Genomic DNA, 17815 nt, shown 5'->3' with positions numbered 1-17815 from the left:
GCGGGGAACCGCGCACCCAGATACAAAGGGAAGACAATGGCAGAACTATCGATCAGCCCCGACGTCATCCGTGACGCGCTGAAGGACTTCGCCGCGGCATACGAGCCCACCGGGGCTGCGGCGACCGAGGTCGGCACCGTCATCGACGCCGCCGACGGCATCGCCCACGTCGAGGGACTGCCCGGCGTCATGGCGAACGAGCTCGTGACCTTCGCCGACGGCACCAAGGGTCTCGCGCTCAACCTCGACGAGCACGAGATCGGCGTGGTCGTCCTCGGCGACTTCACCGGCATCGAGGCGGGTCAGGAAGTCACCCGCACGGGCGAGGTCCTCTCGGTCCCCGTCGGCGACGGCTACCTCGGCCGCGTGGTCGACCCGCTCGGCAACCCGATCGACGGCCTCGGCGCGATCGCGACCGAGGGTGTCCGCGAGCTCGAGCTGCAGGCTCCCGGCGTGATGCAGCGCAAGTCGGTGCACGAGCCGATGCAGACCGGCATCAAGGCCATCGACGCGATGATCCCCGTCGGCCGAGGTCAGCGTCAGCTGATCATCGGCGACCGCCAGACCGGCAAGACGGCCATCGCGATCGACACGATCATCAACCAGAAGGCCAACTGGGAGTCGGGCGACGTCAACAAGCAGGTCCGCTGCATCTACGTCGCGATCGGCCAGAAGGGCTCGACCATCGCTTCGGTGAAGGGCGCGCTCGAAGAGGCCGGTGCTCTGGAGTACACCACGATCGTGGCCGCTCCGGCATCCGACCCCGCCGGCTTCAAGTACCTGGCTCCCTACACCGGTTCGGCCATCGGCCAGCACTGGATGTACGGCGGCAAGCACGTCCTCATCATCTTCGACGACCTGTCGAAGCAGGCCGAGGCGTACCGCGCCGTGTCGCTCCTCCTGCGCCGCCCGCCGGGCCGCGAGGCCTACCCGGGTGACGTCTTCTACCTGCACTCGCGTCTGCTCGAGCGGTGCGCGAAGCTGTCCGACGAGCTCGGCGCCGGTTCGATGACGGGTCTCCCGATCATCGAGACGAAGGCCAACGACGTCTCGGCGTACATCCCGACCAACGTGATCTCGATCACCGACGGCCAGATCTTCCTCCAGTCCGACCTCTTCAACGCCAACCAGCGTCCGGCGGTCGACGTGGGTATCTCGGTCTCGCGAGTCGGCGGTGACGCTCAGGTCAAGTCGATCAAGAAGGTCTCCGGCACGCTCAAGCTCGAGCTGGCGCAGTACCGCTCGCTCGAGGCCTTCGCGATGTTCGCCTCCGACCTCGACGCCGCCTCGCGTCGTCAGCTCTCGCGCGGTGCGCGTCTGACCGAGCTGCTCAAGCAGCCGCAGTACTCGCCGTACCCCGTCGAGGAGCAGGTCGTCTCGATCTGGGCCGGCACGAACGGCAAGCTCGACTCGATCGAGGTCGAGGACGTGCTGCGGTTCGAGCGTGAGCTCCTGGACTACCTGCGTCGCAACACCTCCGTGCTCGACACGCTGCGTGAGACCAACGTCCTCGACGACGACACGGTCGCGGAGCTGGCGAAGCAGACGGACGCCTTCATCCTGGAGTTCCAGGGTGGCAAGGGCCACGCCATCGGCGCCCCGGGTCACGAGGAGCACGTTGCGGCCGAGGCCGAGGACGTCAACCAGGAGAAGATCGTCAAGGGTCGTCGCGCGTAATCGCGTGAGGAACTGATTCATGGGCGCACAACTCAGGGTCTACAAGCAGAAGATCTCTTCTGCTCAGACGACCAAGAAGATCACGAAGGCGATGGAACTCATCGCGGCTTCGCGCATCCAGAAGGCGATGGCACGCGTCAAGGCGTCCAGCCCCTTCGCGCGGGCCGTGACGAGGGCCGTGTCCGCCGTCGCGACGCACTCGAACGTCGACCACCCGCTCACCCGTGAGCCCGAGAACATCCGCCGCTCCGCGGTCGTGATCTTCTCCTCGGACCGCGGTCTCGCCGGAGCCTTCAACTCGCAGATCCTCCGTGAGGGTCTCGAGGTGGCATCGCTCCTGCGTGAGCAGGGCAAGGAGCCGGTGTTCTACCTGGTCGGTCGCAAGGCCGTCGGGTACTTCCAGTTCCGTCGCATCGAGTCGGCCGCGGAGTGGACCGGCGACACCGACACCCCCTCCTTCCGCACGGCGGAGGAGATCTCTGCCACACTGCTCGAGGCCTTCTCGCGCGGTGCGGACGAGGGCGGCGTCGACGAGATCCACCTCGTCTACAACCGTTTCGTCAGCATGATGACGCAGTCGCCGGAGTCCGTGCGCCTGCTTCCGCTGGAGATCACGGAGGCCGACGACTCGGAGGCGGGCAGCACGGTCTACCCGCTGTACGAGTTCGAGCCGGATGCCGAGACCGTGCTCGACGCGATCCTGCCGGTGTACATCCAGAGCCGCGTCTTCAACGCGCTCCTGCAGTCGTCCGCCGCCAAGCAGGCCGCGACGCAGAAGGCGATGAAGTCCGCCAGCGACAACGCCGACAAGCTCATCACCGACTACACCCGTCTGCGCAACAACGCGCGCCAGGCGGAGATCACGCAGCAGATCGCAGAGATCGTCGGCGGCGCCGACGCCCTCTCGTCGAGCAAATAGACCCTCAGGAAAGAGACGAAAATGACCACCACCGCCACGGCTGACCAGCCGGCGACCGCGGTCGTCGGGCGCGTCGCACGCGTCAACGGTCCGGTTGTCGACATCGAGTTCCCGCACGACTCGATCCCCGACATCTACAACGCGCTGAAGACCACGATCGCCATCGGCGAGGAGTCGACCGAGATCACGCTCGAGGTCGCTCAGCACCTCGGCGACGACCTCGTGCGCGCCATCGCCCTGAAGCCCACGGACGGTATCGTCCGCGGGCAGGAGGTGCGCGACACGGGCGAGGCCATCTCGGTCCCCGTCGGTGACGTCACCAAGGGCAAGGTCTTCAACGTGATCGGCGAGGTCCTCAACGGCGAGCCCGGTGAGACCATCGAGGTCACGGAGCGCTGGCCCATCCACCGCAAGGCCCCGAACTTCGACCAGCTCGAGTCGAAGACCACCATGTTCGAGACCGGCATCAAGTCGATCGACCTCCTGACCCCCTACGTGCAGGGTGGAAAGATCGGTCTGTTCGGTGGTGCCGGTGTCGGCAAGACCGTCCTCATCCAGGAGATGATCCAGCGCGTTGCGCAGGACCACGGTGGTGTGTCGGTGTTCGCCGGTGTCGGCGAGCGCACCCGTGAGGGCAACGACCTGATCCACGAGATGGAGGAGGCGGGCGTCTTCGACAAGACCGCCCTCGTCTTCGGCCAGATGGACGAGCCGCCGGGGACGCGCCTTCGCGTCGCCCTGTCGGCGCTGACGATGGCGGAGTACTTCCGCGACGTGCAGAAGCAGGACGTGCTGCTCTTCATCGACAACATCTTCCGCTTCACGCAGGCCGGTTCCGAGGTGTCGACCCTTCTGGGCCGCATGCCTTCCGCTGTGGGCTACCAGCCGAACCTCGCCGACGAGATGGGTCTCCTCCAGGAGCGCATCACCTCGACGCGTGGTCACTCGATCACCTCGCTGCAGGCGATCTACGTGCCGGCCGACGACTACACCGACCCGGCTCCGGCCACGACCTTCGCGCACCTCGACGCGACGACCGAGCTCTCCCGTGAGATCGCGTCGAAGGGTCTGTACCCGGCCATCGACCCGCTGACCTCGACGTCGCGCATCATGGACCCCCGCTACCTCGGCGAGGACCACTACCGCGTGGCCACCACGGTCAAGCAGATCCTCCAGAAGAACAAGGAGCTGCAGGAGATCATCGCCATCCTCGGTGTCGATGAGCTCTCCGAGGAAGACAAGATCGTCGTGTCGCGTGCACGTCGCATCCAGCAGTTCCTCTCGCAGAACACTTACATGGCCAAGAAGTTCACGGGCGTCGAGGGTTCGACCGTCCCGCTGAAGGACACCATCGAGTCGTTCGACGCGATCACCCGCGGTGACTTCGACCACGTGGCCGAGCAGGCCTTCTTCAACGTCGGCGGCATCTCCGACGTCGAAGAGCAGTGGGCGAAGATCCAGAAGGAGAACGGCTGACCATGGCGCTGCACGTGAGCCTCGTCTCCGCGGACGCGGAGGTCTGGACGGGGGAGGCGAGCCTCGTGGTCGCCAAGACCGTCGAGGGCGAGATCGGCTTCATGACCGGGCACGAGCCGGTCCTGGCGATCCTCGCCGAGGGCCAGGTCCGGATCACCCAGACCGACGGCACCAAGGTGCTGGCGAACGCGCAGGACGGGTTCCTCTCCATGGAGGGCAACGACCTGACGATCGTGGCCGGCAACGCCGCCCTCGTCGCCTGATCAGTTCCCCTCGTCGCGTCCGCCTCGACCCCTCCGGGGAGTCGAGGCGGACGCGTCTCTGCGTCATGAGGTCCCATGAAGATCCTGCTCCCTCCCTCCGAGACCAAGCGCACGGGTGGTGACGGCGCGCCGCTCGACGTCGCGGGTCTCGCCTTGCCCGGCCTGGGATCCGCCCGACAGGCGGTGATTGACGCCCTCGTCGACCTCGCCGCGGACGAGGATGCTGCGCGCTCTACGCTCAAGCTCAGCGCCAAGCAGGCGCACGAGATCGCGTACAACCTCGCGCTCCGCACGGCGCCCACGATGCCGGCCGTCGATCGCTACACCGGTGTGCTGTTCGACGCTCTGGACGCGGCGACGCTGTCGGCGGCCTCGCGGCGTTGGCTGGGCACCCACGTCTGGATCCACTCCGCGCCGTTCGGCCCCGTGGGTGCGCTGGACCGGATCCCGGCGTATCGTCTCGCGGCGGGCACCTCACTGCCCGGTGTGGCGCCCCTGCGCCGGCATTGGGCCGAGGCGACGTCTGCCGCGATCGCGACGGAGCAGCCCCCGTTCGTGCTGGATCTCCGCAGCGAAGCCTACGTGGCGTTGGGCCCCGTACCGGCAGCCGTTCCCTCCGCCTACGTGCGCGTTGTGACGGAGCACGGCCGGGCGCTCAACCACTTCAACAAGAAGTCGAAGGGGATGCTCGTGCGCGCGTTCGCCGAGGACCGTCCGCGGATCCGTTCACTCCGTGCACTGCGCACGTGGGCGGAGGGGCGGGGCATCATCCTGCGCGAAGCGTCGGAGCCGGGTGTTCTGGAGCTCGTCGTGACGGAGTGACGTGCGGCGTCGCCTGGGGATTTCTCCCCACGCGTGTCGTTGCCCGTAATAACAGCACACCGATATGGTGGGTGTCGCAACGCGCACAGCGTCTGCTCCATCGGATCCGGAGGGGATCATCATGTACGACTTGTACAACGGCTACTACGACAACGGGGCCGCCGTCGGCGTCGCGCTCGTGATCGGGCTGGTCGGCCTGCTACTCGGGTTGGCGTTCTACGTGGTCTCGTCGATCTTCCTCATGAAGATCTTCGAGAAGGCCGGTGTCGAGGGCAAATGGCGCGCGTGGGTGCCTGTCTACAGCGTCATGGTCTTCTTCAAACTCGGCGACCTGAGCCCCTGGCTCGTGCTGTACGCGTTCGCGGGCTCCCTGCTCCTCAGCTGGATCGGCATCGGCTACGCGTTCTCGCTCGCCCTCGCCGTGTTCGCAGCGCTGGCTGCATGGCGTGTCGGCCTCAAGCTTCAGAAGGACGCCGTGTGGGTCATCCTGTACGTGCTTCTGTCCCTCGTCTGGTACGGCATCAACGCCTTCGACAAGTCGCGCTGGAACCCGAACGTGGCTCCGGCTCCGTGGGCAGGAAACGGATTCCTCGGAGACAAGACGGTGTGGCAGGGCATCCCCGTTCAGCCGACCCCCGCGGCAGCTCCCGGTTACGGTGCTCCCCAGCAGGGCTACGGTGCTCCCCAGCAGGGCTACGGTGCTCCTCAGCAGGGCTACGGCGCACCCCAGCAGGGCTACGCCCCGCCCGCCCAGCCCGGCTACGCCCCTCCGGCACAGCCCGGATACGCGCCGCCCGCAGCCCCGCAGCAGGCTCCTGGCGTTCCGCCCACCGCGCCGCAGGTCCCCCCGGCAGCGCCGCAGGTTCCGCCGGCAGCTCCTCAGGTGCCGCCGGCCCCGCCCGCCGCGCCGCCTGCAGCTCCGCCCGCCCCGCCGGCGGCGCCGTCCGACCCCAACCAGCCCCCGGCCTGATCGCCGACTGCAGAGCCCTCGACCTCGGTCGGGGGCTCTGTGCGTGCCGGGCGCGACGGATCGCATCGACGATCGTGTGGAACGATCACCGCGAGACGATAACGTGGAGGTATGGAACCAGCGTCGAGCGGGTATCACCGGCGCGGAGTCCATTACGATGTGTGAGTATCCTGGGGCCACCCGATCCAGGGGCATTTCGGAGGCGACGAGTGGCTGAGACGACGACGAGGACGCACAGCGTCACGGTGGCGCAGCATCCGCTGCTCCTGACGTGGGCGGGAGCGACCGACGTCGGACGACGTCGGGAGACCAACCAGGACGCGTTCTTCGCCGAGTACCCCCTGTTCATCGTCGCCGACGGCATGGGCGGCCACGCGGGCGGGGAGATCGCGAGCCAGAGCACCATTTCCCGCCTCGAGGCGCTCGTGACCGAGGGGACCGTCGATCGAGCCGCCATCGAGCGGGCGTTGGACCTCGCGGTCGGTGACATCGCCGAGCACCCCGACACGACGGACGAAGGCACCGGGACGACACTGACCGGGATCTTCCTCGAGTTCATCGACGGCGATCCGCATTGGGTGGCGCTCAACATCGGAGACTCCCGCGTCTACCTCCTGCGCGACGATCGACTCGTCCAGGTGACGACCGACCACTCCGTGGTGCAGGAGCTCATCGCCGCGGGCAAGATCAGTCCGGAAGAGGCCGAGGGGCATCCTTACAGCAACGTCATCACGCGCGCCGTGGGCGCGAGCGAGCTGACCCCGCCGGACTATCTCGCCCTGGAGGTCCGGGCCGGGGACCGGTTCGTCATCTGCTCCGACGGGCTCACCAAGGAGCTCACCGATTACGGCATCCAGCACTTCCTGCGAGAGAACCAGGACCCCGCAGCCGCCGTGGACGCGATGCTGGCCGCCGCTCTCGAGAACGGGGGACGGGACAACGTGACCCTCGTGATCGTTCAGGTCTCCGAAGTGCCGACCGATCTCTCCTCCCCATCCGAGGAATCCGCCGAATAGCCACGGAGACCTGTGGAGGAGCGGTGCCTGTGCACCGCTCGGGTGTCCACTGGAGGGATGGACTCCCTCCCGATCGTGATCCCTGCTGCGCCCGCACAGCCCGCGCGCCCTTCGCTCCCGATCATCGCCGCGCTCGTACCCGTGGCTTCGGGCGTCGTGCTCTGGCTCGTCACGGGCTCGCTGCTCTCCCTGTGCTTCGCCGCGCTCGGCCCGCTCATGCTCTTCGCGGCCGTCGTCGACGGCCGCCGTTCCCGGCGGGCGGCCCGTCGGCGTGCGGAGGTCGAGGAGGAGAAGGGATGGGCTCGCGCCGAGGACGAACTGCGCGAGCGCCACGAGTCGGAGCGCATGCTCCGTCGGCACCGGGATCCCGATGTGGTGAGCGCGCTGGTGGACCCACCACTGCGCGAAGGGCGACGACCGGACCCCGAGACCGCGCTCGTCGTCGGTTCCGGCGCGCGGACGAGCGCGGTGCGTGCGGTCGGGGGCGGAGAGGGAGAGCGTGCGCGCGAGTTCCAGGTCCGCTGCGGGCGCATCGAACAGGTCCCGATCACCGCTCCGCTCGGTCGAGGCATCGCACTGCGCGGCCCCGCGGTGCTCGCGGCGGCGGCGTCGCGGGCGCTCGCCGTGCAGCTCTGTCTGCGCTTCGGCCCGTCGCAGCTCGCCCTGGTCGGCGCTGCGGTCGAGCATCTCGGACTCTCCGCTCTGCCGCATGCGCGTGCGTCCGGACGTGCAGCCTTCCGGCTGGAACTCCTGGTGCACGGTTCGTCGGCCGTCCCCGACGCCGACGCCAGGGTGTGGTTGCTTCCGCCGGGGCAGGCGGTGCCCGACGGCATCACGAGCGTGATCGACATCGCGGAAGCGCAGCGCGCGCACCTGCGCACCGCCGAGGGCGTGGTCGATGTGATGCCCGAGTTCCTCTCGCGCGGGCAGGCCGGCGCGGTGAGTTCGGAGCTCGAGGAGGAGTCCGACGACGTCTTGCCGATCCCCGATCTCGTCCTGCTCGGCGATCTACCGCAGGAGGCGAGTGCGACCTCGCTCGCCACGACGGTCGGACGAGGCGCGGGGGAGGACATCGTGCTCGACCTCGTGGAGGACGGGCCGCATGCGATCGTCACCGGTACGACGGGATCCGGCAAGAGCGAACTCCTGGTGTCCTGGGTGACGGCGCTGGCGAGCACGTACGGCCCTGATCGCGTGGTGTTCGTGCTCGCCGACTTCAAAGGCGGCACTGCCTTCGATCCGTTGCGCGCCCTCCCTCACGTGGTCGCAGTGGTCACGGACCTCGATCCGGCGGGGGCGCGCCGCGGCGTGTCGAGCCTCACAGCCGAGTTGCGACGGCGGGAGACCGTGCTCGCCGATGCGTATGCCCGAGACATCGTCCAGGTCGACATGCCGCGCCTGGTGATCGTCGTCGACGAGTTCGCTGCGCTGCTGCAGGAGCATCCCGATCTCGCGACGGTCTTCACCGATATCGCCGCGCGAGGACGAGCGCTGGGGATGCACCTGGTGCTGGGCACGCAGCGCGCGGTCGGCGTCGTCAGGGACGCTCTCGCGGCGAACTGTCCTCTCCGGGTGAGCCTCCGGGTCGGGGACGCCGCTGACAGCCGCGCGGTGATCGGCAGCGACGCGGCGTCCGCGATCGGCGGTGGCCCCGAATCCCGAGGCCTCGGTCTGGTTCGGCGGCCCCGCGACCAGGATGCTCGAACGGTGCGGGTGGCGCTGACCCGCAGCGAGGATGTGGCTCTCGCCGCCGCGCGATGGGGCTCCTCGGCCGTGCCGCAGAGTCCATGGCTGCCTCCGCTGCCGCGCCGGATCGCTCTCGCCTGTCTGCGGGAGACGACGCCTCCGGGTGCTGTCGTGCTCGGACGGGCCGACCTCCCGGAGAGTCAGGCTCAGCCGTTGGAGACCCTGCAGGTCGGGCGCGACAAGGGAATCGCCCTGATCGGCCAGAGCCGCTCCGGACGGACCGCCGCGATCCGAACGATCGCCGCGCAGTGGCCTGGCGCGGTCCTCGTGCCGACCGACCCGGAGGGGGCCTGGGACGCCGTGTGCGGCCTCGTGACCGATGGCGGGCGCGCTCAGCAGGCGGCGCTGATCCTGTGCGATGATCTCGATGCTCAGCTGGACGCGCTTCCCCACGAGCACGCGGCCCATCTCGCGCAACTCTGGGAGAGGCTCATCCGCGGGGGTTCGCAGTCCACCTTCGTCCTCACCGCCACGAGAGCCCACGGCGCCGCCGGTCGGATCCTCGATCTGCTTCCGCGTCGCGCCCTCCTTCGGACGAGCGGTCGCACCGACCATCTCGCCGCCGGGGGAGACGCGGAGGGGTATCTCCGAGATCGTCCACCCGGGCGCGCCCGGATCGGGGACCGTGAGGTGCAGATCGCCTGGGTCCCGGAGCAGCGTCTGCGATCGACACGGGCGGGGCACCTGCGAGCGACGACGCCCGCGTGGCGACCGCAGGCATCGATGACCGCCGTCGTCAGCGCCGGCGCGCCTCAGGCGATCGCGGATCTCGCCCGCGCCTTCCCCGATCACACCGTCGGCAGCCCCGCGGATCTGCGTACCGCGGCACCGGCGAACCCGGTGGTCCTCATTGCGGACGCCGAGACCTGGCAGCGCGAGTGGGCGCTCTGGCAGCGGGTGCGCGTGGAAGGCGACGTCCTCGTCAGGGCGGAGCATCCCGTCGAACTCCGTCAGCTCACCGGGATCCGGGAGCTGCCGCCGTTCGCCCGCTCTCACGCCGGACGGGCGTGGCTGGTCCGGGGCGCCGAGTCTCCGCGACGGGTGGTGATCGATGCCTGGAATTCAGGGCAGTGAGCAGTGAGCAGTGAGCAGTCAGCCGTCAGATGCCGGAACCGACGCGGATGCTGCCGACGACGCCACCCGCGCCGAGCACGCCCAGGGGGAGGGCGGCCGTGAGCGCAGCGAGGTCGGCGTCCGCGATGGCCCCGGAGCGGTTCAGGAGCGTCGCGGCGACGAGGGTCGAGGCACGCGCTCCGCCGTCGAGCATCTTCAGGGCGACGGTGGTGCCGTTCGGCGCGACCATGACCATGACGCCCTCGGCGCCGCCCTTCGCGAAGACGCCGAGCGTCTCGATCGCGATCGTGTCGGGACGCGCAGGACCTTCGATGGTCCAGGGGTTCTCGCGGACCGCGCGGACCAGGGAGCCGGCAACCCGGTGCAGCGCGAACGGCGAGCGGTCGGACGCCGTGCCGATGCGATGGATGGAGCGAGCGAGCCCGGTCAGCGTGATCGCGTACACGGGAGCCCCGCACCCGTCGACCGCGGTGTGCGCGACCTTCTCGCCGGTCAGCCGCTCGATGACGTCGCGGATGTGCGCCTGCAGCGGATGCGAGGGGTCGAGGTACCCCTGCGTCGGCCAGCCCGTCGCGACGCAGGCGCGCAGCATCGCCGCGTGCTTGCCCGAGCAGTTCATGCGGATGCGCTCCTGCTGACCGTGCTCGCGCACCATCTCGTCGCGCGTGGCGGTGTCGCTCGGCCACGCCGTGGGGCACGCGAGGTCGTCTTCTGTGAGGCCGCCCTCGGCGAGCACGTCGCGCACGACGTCGGCGTGACGGTCGGTTCCCACGTGGCTCGCGGTCGAGAGAGCGAGCTGCTCGCCCTCGAGCGCGGCCCCCGCCGTGATGCAGGCGACCGCCTGCAGCGGCTTGAGGCTCGAGCGCGGCAGGATCAGCGCATCGGCGTTGCCGTGACGGGCGATGACCTCCCCGTCCGGCGAGAGCACGACGGCAGCTCCCGCGTGGCGGGACTCGACGAACCCGCTCCGCTCGACGACGGCGAGTTCCACGGCATCCTGAACGGTGAGAGTCTCCAGCACGTCGTCAAGGATATCGTCGCGAGCGCCGAGGAGAGTCCTCCAGCGGCGGGCGTCGCCCGCCCGGGCGCGTCGACGCAGACCGCGACGTAGCGGCAGCGATGTCCGCGGCGGCTGGCAGACTGGTGTCATGGCACACACGACCGCAGCGCTCGGCGACCACCGCTACGCCCTCACCGCGACGTGGACCGGCAACACCGGTACCGGCACGAGCGGCTACCGCGAGTACCGCCGTGACGTCACGCTCGAGGTCGAGGGCAAGCCCGAGCTGCTGGCGTCGGCCGACAAGCCGTTCCGCGGAGATCCTTCGCGCTGGAACCCGGAGGACATGCTGCTCGCCTCCCTGTCGCAGTGCCACCTGCTGTCCTACTTGCATGCATGCGTGACCGCAGGAGTCGTTGTCCTGTCCTACCGGGACGCGGCGACCGGCCTGATGCGCGAGAACGGAGCAGGCGGGGGAGCGTTCGTCGAGGTGATGCTCCGTCCGCAGGTCGTGGTCGCCGAGGCCTCCATGATCGAGGCAGCGGAGCGCGCGCACGCTCAGGCCAACGAATGGTGCTTCATCGCGAACTCGATGAACTTCCCCGTGCGGCACGAGGCGACTGTCACCGCCCACGCCGGCTGACGCCACGCCGGCTGACGCCACGCCGGCTGACGCCACGCCGGCTGACGGCGAGAGTGTCGTGGGTCAGCGGCGTTCGTGTGGGAGCGCCTGCTTGATCTTCTCGATCGCACCCTGTGCTGGGGCCTCGTTGTAGGCCCCAGCGAGTTCCTGCCCGGAGAGGGCGTGGATCGCGGCCATGATCTCGTCGGTCGCGAGGCGACGTGCGCGGCCGCTCTCGGCGGGGCCGTGCGGTGACAGGTCGAGCGGCTCGCCGAACCGGACCGTGATCCTCTCCTTCAGCGTCGGGACCTTGGCTCCGACCGGCATGACCTTGTCGGTGCCGATCAGACCGACCGGGACCACCGGGGCCCCCGTCTGAAGAGCGAGGAACGCCACCCCTGTACGGCCCTTGTACAGGCGTCCGTCTGTGGATCTCGTCCCCTCGGGGTACAGCGCGACCGCAAGCCCCTCGTCGAGGAGCTGACGCTGCACGTCGAGAGCGTCGAGCGCCGCCTGACCCGCGCCGCGACGAACGGGTATCGCACCGATCGACTGGAAGAACGTCTTGCTCAGCCAGCCGCTGAAGCCGGTGCCCTCGAAGTAGCTGGACTTCGCCAGGAAGTGCACGGGCCGGGGGGCGGCGACCGGGATGGCGATCGAGTCGATGAACGAGAGATGGTTGCTCGCGAAGATCACCGCGCCATCGCGAGGGACGTTATCCCGGCCTTCGATCCGCGGGCGGTACACGCCGCGCGCGAGCGGGGTGATGAGACTGCGCCCCAGCGCGTAGGCGAATCCCGTGTGCCGTGGCTTCGCCGAGTCCTCGGGCGACGGTTCGGGCTCCACGGGCTGCTCTGACGTCATCAGAGCAGAGTACCGCCGGATTCATGCTCGTGCGGGAATGAAGCATCATCGCGCGCCTCCCAGCGCGGACAAAGGGCGATGAGAGATGATGGACTGTCCCGCCCGCGAACCCTGAGGTCTCACTGTGCGCAAGCGTCCGCTCATCGTCCTGTCCACCGTCGCCGCAGCGACCCTCCTTCTGGCGGGATGCTCGGGCGACGCCGCCCCCGACTCGACGGCCGACCCGACATCGACCCCCAACACGGCGTGCATGGCCGATCTGCCGTCGGGCGCCGGATCGGACGCCGTCGTTGTCGACGGCGAAGGAGCCGACGCGAAGGTCTCCGTCCCCGCGGGCACAGAGATCACCGCCGCGGAGCGGACCGTCGTGAAGGAGGGCAGCGGTGACGACCTTCACGCCGGCGACCTCGTCTCGCTGCGCTATCAGCTCGTCGATGCCGCGACGAGCGAGGTGCTCGCGAGCTCATCGCTCGGCCCCGACGGCGTCGTTCCCGCTCTCCTGAGCAGCGGACAGTCGCAGCAGCAGAACTACGACCTGACTCAGGAGTTCGCTTTCACGGCCGCCGTCGAGTGCGCGCCGCTCGGCTCGCAGGTCGCGCTCGCACTGCCTCCCGTCCAGGACGGTTCGAACGCGAACATCCTCTACGTCGAGACCATCGAGAAGCTTCCGACGACCGCTTCCGGTGAGGACGTCGACCCCGTCGAGGGAATGCCGACCGTCGAGCTCGACGACGAGGGAGCCCCCACCATCACCATCCCGGACGGAGACGCCCCGACCGAGACCGAGGTCGAGACACTCAAGAAGGGCGACGGACCCGTCGTCCAGTCCGGTGACCTCGTCACGGTTCAGTACCGCGGCGTCAAGTGGTCCGACGGCAGCGAGTTCGACTCCAGCTGGGGTCGTGGTGCCGTGCCCGCGCAGTTCCCGACCACCGGCGTCGTGACCGGCTTCAAGATGGCCCTCGAGGGGCAGACCGTCGGATCGCAGGTCGTCGTCGCGATGCCTCCGAAGGACGGCTACGGCGCATCCGAGGGCAACGAGCTCCAGAACGAGAGCCTGGTGTTCGTCGTCGACATCCTCGGGACGACGCCGATCGCGCAGGCCGGCTGATCCGTTCGAGCCGAGGGCGTGTCATAGGCTGACGTCATGCGTCGCATCATCGTCCTCGGCTCCACCGGTTCCATCGGCACCCAGGCGCTCGACGTCATCCGCGCGAACCCGCGACGGTTCGAGCTCGTCGGTCTGGCCGCAGGCAGCAACGCCGAGATGCTGGCGGAGCAGGCCGCGCGCTTCCAGGTCGAGGACACGGCATTGGGTGCCGAGCAGGCCGAACAGCTCGTCCGCGATGTCGAGGCGGATGTGGTGCTGAACGCCATCACCGGATCGATCGGACTCGGATCCACCCTCGCCGCGCTCACGGCTGGTCGCACGCTCGCGCTCGCGAACAAGGAGTCGCTGATCGTCGGCGGGGAGCTCGTGCTCGCCGCGGCGGCGCCCGACCAGATCGTCCCCGTCGACTCCGAGCATTCCGCGCTCGCGCAGGCGCTCCGCAGCGGCACGCACGATGAGGTCCGCCGTCTCGTCGTGACCGCGTCCGGCGGACCGTTCCGCGGGCGCACCCGCTCCGAGATGGCCGAGGTCAGCCCGCAGGAAGCCCTCGCGCATCCGACCTGGGACATGGGTCGCATGGTGACGACGAACTCCGCGACCCTCGTCAACAAGGGGCTCGAGGTGATCGAGGCGCACCTCCTGTTCGACATCGCGTACGACGACATCGAGGTCGTGGTGCATCCGCAGTCCATCGTGCACTCCATGGTGGAGTTCGTCGACGGGTCGACCATCGCGCAGGCCTCACCGCCCGACATGCGCCTGCCGATCTCGCTCGGCCTCGACTGGCCGAGCCGTGTCGGTGGTGTCGGGCGTCCGCTCGACTGGACGAAGGCCGCATCCTGGACGTTCGAACCGCTGGATGACGACGCGTTCCCGGCCGTCGCGCTGGCGAAGGCCGTCGGACGCGCCGGCGCCACGTTCCCCGCGGTCTACAACGCCGCGAACGAACAGGCCGTCACGGCGTTCCACGAGGGGCGTCTGACCTTCCTCGGGATCGTCGACACGATCTCCCGGGTCGTCGACGCGCACGAGCCGCCGGCATCGCTCACGCTCGAATCGCTCGCCGACGCCGAACTGTGGGCGCGTCGCACGGCGGACGCGCTCATCGCCAAGGGCTGAGCGCAGACCGAGTTCTTCGGCCCGCCGTCTCCTTTCAGTCCTCAGGCGCGTAGGGTACGGGCCACGCCGGATCCGGCACCGGCCACCCTGCGGCCTTGAGTGCACGCCGCGCGAGCTCCCGCGCCGAGTAGGGTGTGCGGACGCCGCGGATGTCGCGGTAGTCCTGGTGTCCGGGGCCCGCCCAGAGGATCGCGTCGCCGTCGCCGACCAGTCCGACCGCCGCGACGATCGCCGTCTCGGGCGGCGAGAACTCGTGGATCTCGGCATCCGGGCGCGCTGCGCGGGCGCCGGCGACGAGCGTGGCCCGGATGGACTCGGGGTCCTCGAAGCGCGGGTGATGGTCGGTGACGACGAGGATGTCGCTGCCCTCCACGGCCGTGCGGGCCATGTCGTAGCGCTTGCTCGCGTCGCGATCCCCGTCGGCGCCGAATAGCATGAGGACCTTCCCCGGTGTCACGCGACGCACGGCGGCGAGGGTCTTCTCGAACGCGTCGGGGGAGTGGCCGAAGTCGACGAACACCGCGGGTCCTGTCTCGCCCGAGACGAGCTGGGTGCGCCCGGGAAGGTGCGCGTGGATGTCGCCGTCTCTCGCGAGCGCTGCGGTGATCCGCTCCCAGGGGTAGCCGCCCTCGAGCAGCATGACGATCGCGAGAGCCGCGTTCGCCGCCATGTGCGGGCCGATCACGGGGACGGTCGTCGTGAGGGAGCCGGAGGGGCCGGTCATGGTGAACGTCGTGCCGGCGGCGCGCTCCTCGTCGATCGTGACGACCCAGTCCGCGCGCTCGGCGGCCGCGCGGTCGGTCGCGATCGCTGGTGTCGCCACGGTCACCACGGGGATCTCGGCACGCTGGGCGACGATCGCACCCGAAGCGGAGTCGAGGCACACGACGGACGTGATCGCGCGGTCCGGACGGAACAGGGGAAGCTTGGCCTCGAAGTACTCCTCCATGTCGGCGTAGTCGTCGAGGTGGTCGTGGCTCAGGTTGGTGAACCCTGCGACGTCGAAGCGGATGCCGTCGACACGGTGCCTGGAGAGCGCCTGCGCGCTCACCTCGACGGCCACGGCCTCGACCTCACGCTCGCGCATGAGCGCGAGCAGGGCGTGCATCTCGGAGGCCTCGGGCGTGGTCAGACGAGAGACGATGACCTCGCCGGCGATGTGACGCTCGGCGGTCGACGACAGGCCCGTCACCACGCCGAGCTGGTCGAGGATGCCCTCGAGCAGATGCGAGACGCTCGTCTTGCCGTTCGTCCCGGTGGTCGCGAACAGAAGCGGCAGCGGGTCGTCGGCTCCGGTCCCGTACACCCACGCGCTCAGATCCCCGAGCACACCGCGAGGATCGTCGACCACCACGATCGGGAGGCCGGCGGATGCCGCGATGTCGGCGCCGGCGTCGTCGGTGATGATCGCGACAGCGCCCTTCTCCGCGGCCACCGGTGCGAACTCCGCGCCGTGGCGGTTCACCCCCTGGATCGCGACGAAGGCCTCTCCGGCGCGGAGGTCGGCGGTGGCGAGGGTGATCCCGGTCAGGGTCACTCCCGTCGCATCGCCGCGCACGTCACGCGCGAATCGGGAGGCGAGTTCGGACAGCTCACGCCGGGGCGGGTTCGCGGGGCGGAGCACGGGCGGCAGGCTCGGTTGCTGTTCAATCGACATGTCGTCTCCATGATCTCACGGAGGGACGGTCGAATCGGGGTGCGGCACGTCCCCCGCCCAGACGTGGGCGGGGGACGTGCGCGTCTCAGGCCCGGCGGCGGAACGCGAGGATCGACACGACGAGCGCGGCGACGCCTGCGACGAGTCCGCCTGCTCCGAATGCCACGCCGAGCGCGCCTTGTCCGTCGCCGCCTGCGTCCGTGTCCCCGGATGCGGTCGCGGACTCGTCGCTGCCTGCGGCATCGTGCTCGCCGTGCTCGCCGTGCCCGCCGGTGGCCTCGCCGACCGTCACGACAGGGGCGGGGGCATCCAGGCCGTGCGGATCCTCGCCGTCCTCGGCGACCTGGGTCCACTCGGTGCTCCCGACGACGCAGGACTGCACGACGGGAAACACGAGCGTGTCGGGGGTGCTGTCATCGAGGCCCACTCCGAGCGTGACCGCACCGCGCAGGCCGTTCGCCACGGGCGCCACGGCGGTGTATGTCACCGCGCTCACGAGGCCGTCGTCGCCGCGCTCGACGTCGATCGTCCAGTTCGGGTCGATGGTGGGCGCGACCGACGCGAGGCCCTCGGGCATCGTGATGCGCAGGGCGGTGGTGGGCGAGTCCTCGCAGCCGTGCGAGAAGGCGAACGTGAGGGTGCCGTGATCGCCGGCAGCGAGCTCATCGGGGCTCACCGTGACGTGGGCGCTGGCCATCGCGGGAACGGCGAGAGCGAGGACGGCGCCGGTGACGAGTCCGGCGACGACGGTGCGACGGGCGGTCGAGGGGCGGGTGCTGAAGGTACGCATGAATACTCCTGAGTCTGAGGTGCGGAGCGCGCCACGGGCGCGCGGAGACCGCGGGAAGCACCGCCTCGTCGGAGACGGCGCAGGATGTGAGGGGCTCAGACCAGCGCGGGCGGGCCCCGACGCGACACGGATGCCGTGAGTGAGGGGTCGACGAGAGCGGGCGTCAGCGACGAGAGGGGCTGGCGTGGACGATGAGGGAGGCGGACGGATGCCGAGCGGTCGCGCAGTCGCGCGACGATCCAGCGTGCGATCGCACGGATCAGGGCCTCGCCCCGCCACAGCAGTGCCGTCGTGAGAACGGCCGCGACGACGTGGGCGACGAGCATCAGCGCATCAGGGGCGACGACGGCGACCACGGGGCCGAAGGACGTCAGATCGACATGATGCTGGTGCGCGGCGGCCGACGACCCGGCGAAGGATCCGGCAGTGGGCGCCCCGAGTACGGCGAAGACGACATGGAACGCCGCCTGTGCGACGATCACGGCGAGGGCGACCCGGGTGCGCGACACGCGGCTGCCGACGAGCAGCGCCGCGACGGGGATCAGGAGCACGGCCATCGCCAGCACGAGCAGCGGATGCGGGGCCGCTCCGCCGCCGATCGTGTGCGACACCGCGGCGAGAACCGTCGCGACTGACGACGACGCCGCTGCACGCAGGAGTCGCAGCTGGCGGGGAGTCACGGATCAACC

At 69.6% G+C, this 17815-nt stretch carries 16 protein-coding genes; 11 read left to right on the top strand and 5 right to left on the bottom strand.

Annotation, left to right across the window (positions count from 1 at the left end):
- Nucleotides 1–36: 36 nt before the first annotated feature.
- The 8 genes from atpA (at nt 37) to AKH00_RS03325 (ending at nt 9963) form a co-directional block, all read left to right on the top strand.
- Nucleotides 37–1677 carry a F0F1 ATP synthase subunit alpha gene (gene atpA / locus AKH00_RS03360; protein WP_050721278.1) on the top strand — a complete coding sequence of 547 codons (1641 nt, stop codon included), beginning with the start codon at nt 37–39 and terminating at the stop codon, nt 1675–1677.
- 19 nt (nt 1678–1696) lie between these two features.
- Nucleotides 1697–2596, top strand: coding sequence for a F0F1 ATP synthase subunit gamma (locus tag AKH00_RS03355; RefSeq protein WP_050721277.1), 900 nt, complete (start codon nt 1697–1699; stop codon nt 2594–2596).
- Nucleotides 2597–2617: 21 nt separating this feature from the next.
- Nucleotides 2618–4072, top strand: a complete 1455-nt coding sequence (gene atpD, locus AKH00_RS03350; protein ID WP_050721276.1) for a F0F1 ATP synthase subunit beta — start codon at nt 2618–2620, stop codon at nt 4070–4072.
- 2 nt (nt 4073–4074) lie between these two features.
- On the top strand, nt 4075–4335 hold the full coding sequence (locus AKH00_RS03345; RefSeq protein ID WP_050721275.1) for a F0F1 ATP synthase subunit epsilon: 261 nt from the start codon (nt 4075–4077) through the stop codon (nt 4333–4335).
- Between the two features lie 75 nt (nt 4336–4410).
- Nucleotides 4411–5157: a YaaA family protein gene (locus tag AKH00_RS03340; protein WP_050721274.1), complete on the top strand. Its 747-nt coding sequence runs from the start codon at nt 4411–4413 to the stop codon at nt 5155–5157.
- 121 nt (nt 5158–5278) lie between these two features.
- Entirely contained in the window at nt 5279–6127 is an 849-nt protein-coding gene (locus tag AKH00_RS18090; RefSeq protein ID WP_050721273.1) for a hypothetical protein, read from the top strand.
- 209 nt (nt 6128–6336) lie between these two features.
- Complete coding sequence (locus AKH00_RS03330) at nt 6337–7143, top strand: PP2C family protein-serine/threonine phosphatase (RefSeq protein WP_050721272.1); 807 nt, start codon at nt 6337–6339, stop codon at nt 7141–7143.
- Between the two features lie 57 nt (nt 7144–7200).
- Nucleotides 7201–9963 (top strand): FtsK/SpoIIIE domain-containing protein, encoded by a 2763-nt coding sequence (locus tag AKH00_RS03325; RefSeq protein WP_050721271.1) that lies wholly within the window; start codon nt 7201–7203, stop codon nt 9961–9963.
- Between the two features lie 25 nt (nt 9964–9988).
- On the opposite strand, the gene AKH00_RS03320 is transcribed toward AKH00_RS03325, so the two are convergent.
- Entirely contained in the window at nt 9989–10984 is a 996-nt protein-coding gene (locus AKH00_RS03320) for an asparaginase (protein WP_050721270.1), read from the bottom strand.
- A gap of 127 nt (nt 10985–11111) precedes the next feature.
- On the opposite strand from AKH00_RS03320, the gene AKH00_RS03315 reads away from it, so the two are divergent.
- Nucleotides 11112–11606: an OsmC family protein gene (locus tag AKH00_RS03315; protein ID WP_050721269.1), complete on the top strand. Its 495-nt coding sequence runs from the start codon at nt 11112–11114 to the stop codon at nt 11604–11606.
- Between the two features lie 63 nt (nt 11607–11669).
- Here the strand turns inward: AKH00_RS03315 and AKH00_RS03310 are convergent, their stop codons facing one another.
- The gene (locus AKH00_RS03310; protein WP_050721268.1) at nt 11670–12449 is read right to left on the bottom strand and encodes a lysophospholipid acyltransferase family protein; all 780 of its coding nucleotides are present in this window, start codon (nt 12447–12449) and stop codon (nt 11670–11672) included.
- 124 nt (nt 12450–12573) lie between these two features.
- On the opposite strand from AKH00_RS03310, the gene AKH00_RS03305 reads away from it, so the two are divergent.
- Nucleotides 12574–13560 carry an FKBP-type peptidyl-prolyl cis-trans isomerase gene (locus AKH00_RS03305; protein ID WP_050721267.1) on the top strand — a complete coding sequence of 329 codons (987 nt, stop codon included), beginning with the start codon at nt 12574–12576 and terminating at the stop codon, nt 13558–13560.
- 36 nt (nt 13561–13596) lie between these two features.
- Nucleotides 13597–14679 (top strand): 1-deoxy-D-xylulose-5-phosphate reductoisomerase, encoded by a 1083-nt coding sequence (dxr, locus tag AKH00_RS03300; protein WP_050721266.1) that lies wholly within the window; start codon nt 13597–13599, stop codon nt 14677–14679.
- A gap of 34 nt (nt 14680–14713) precedes the next feature.
- On the opposite strand, the gene AKH00_RS03295 is transcribed toward dxr, so the two are convergent.
- From AKH00_RS03295 to AKH00_RS03285, 3 genes are all read right to left on the bottom strand, one after another.
- A complete protein-coding gene (locus tag AKH00_RS03295) occupies nt 14714–16336 on the bottom strand; it encodes a Mur ligase family protein (protein ID WP_050721265.1) in 1623 nt (540 codons plus the stop codon).
- 85 nt (nt 16337–16421) lie between these two features.
- Complete coding sequence (locus AKH00_RS03290) at nt 16422–17126, bottom strand: YcnI family copper-binding membrane protein (protein WP_050721264.1); 705 nt, start codon at nt 17124–17126, stop codon at nt 16422–16424.
- Between the two features lie 95 nt (nt 17127–17221).
- Nucleotides 17222–17806 (bottom strand): hypothetical protein, encoded by a 585-nt coding sequence (locus AKH00_RS03285; protein ID WP_050721263.1) that lies wholly within the window; start codon nt 17804–17806, stop codon nt 17222–17224.
- Between the last annotated feature and the right edge of the window lie 9 nt (nt 17807–17815).

It is taken from the genome of Microbacterium sp. GCS4, from assembly GCF_001262495.1.
GTDB lineage: Bacteria > Actinomycetota > Actinomycetes > Actinomycetales > Microbacteriaceae > Microbacterium.
The sequence above is the reverse complement of the archived record's forward strand: the minus strand, read 5'-3'. Positions and strand labels throughout refer to the sequence as shown.

Excerpts from the sequence above, each read along its gene's own strand:
- AKH00_RS03290 (WP_050721264.1), bottom strand. The coding sequence starts at position 17,126 with ATGCGTACCTTCAGCACCCGCCCCTCGACCGCCCGTCGCACCGTCGTC.
- AKH00_RS03345 (WP_050721275.1), top strand. The coding sequence starts at position 4,075 with ATGGCGCTGCACGTGAGCCTCGTCTCCGCGGACGCGGAGGTCTGGACG.
- AKH00_RS03310 (WP_050721268.1), bottom strand. The coding sequence starts at position 12,449 with ATGACGTCAGAGCAGCCCGTGGAGCCCGAACCGTCGCCCGAGGACTCG.
- AKH00_RS18090 (WP_050721273.1), top strand. The coding sequence starts at position 5,279 with ATGTACGACTTGTACAACGGCTACTACGACAACGGGGCCGCCGTCGGC.
- atpD (WP_050721276.1), top strand. The coding sequence starts at position 2,618 with ATGACCACCACCGCCACGGCTGACCAGCCGGCGACCGCGGTCGTCGGG.
- AKH00_RS03325 (WP_050721271.1), top strand. The coding sequence starts at position 7,201 with ATGGACTCCCTCCCGATCGTGATCCCTGCTGCGCCCGCACAGCCCGCG.
- AKH00_RS03340 (WP_050721274.1), top strand. The coding sequence starts at position 4,411 with ATGAAGATCCTGCTCCCTCCCTCCGAGACCAAGCGCACGGGTGGTGAC.
- AKH00_RS03315 (WP_050721269.1), top strand. The coding sequence starts at position 11,112 with ATGGCACACACGACCGCAGCGCTCGGCGACCACCGCTACGCCCTCACC.
- AKH00_RS03295 (WP_050721265.1), bottom strand. The coding sequence starts at position 16,336 with ATGTCGATTGAACAGCAACCGAGCCTGCCGCCCGTGCTCCGCCCCGCG.
- atpA (WP_050721278.1), top strand. The coding sequence starts at position 37 with ATGGCAGAACTATCGATCAGCCCCGACGTCATCCGTGACGCGCTGAAG.
- dxr (WP_050721266.1), top strand. The coding sequence starts at position 13,597 with ATGCGTCGCATCATCGTCCTCGGCTCCACCGGTTCCATCGGCACCCAG.
- AKH00_RS03355 (WP_050721277.1), top strand. The coding sequence starts at position 1,697 with ATGGGCGCACAACTCAGGGTCTACAAGCAGAAGATCTCTTCTGCTCAG.